The sequence below is a fragment of the Arthrobacter sp. Soil_C_49 genome, from assembly GCF_057656635.1.
Genome location: NZ_JBDGJZ010000045.1, coordinates 1 through 268 on the forward strand (window position 1 = coordinate 1; position 268 = coordinate 268).

The following is a 268-nucleotide window of genomic DNA, read 5'->3' on the forward strand; positions in this document are numbered from 1 at the left end:
GGGATGATGTCGGCGTCGCAGGCGATTTTGCGCAGGGTGGCGGCGGCGACGGGTCCGGTGAACACGAAGTTCCCCGTGCCGGGGCCCGGGCCCGCCTGGGTGCCCGTGCCGGGACCTGAGCTGATGCCCGCCCGGGTGCCGGTGCCACTGTCGGTGCCCGTGACCGTCCCTGTGTCTGTCCCTGGTGCGGCGTTGTTGTGGTGGGGGAGGAGGTCTTGGTAGTTGATGGTGGCGATGATTTGGGGGCGGTTGCCGCCGGTGGCGGGCA

The 268-nt window shown here is 70.9% G+C and carries 1 pseudogene; it reads right to left on the reverse strand.

Annotated features, from left to right (window positions below):
* Nucleotides 1-268: pseudogene (locus AC3A4Z_RS22630) on the reverse strand (HNH endonuclease signature motif containing protein); the annotation flags it as partial.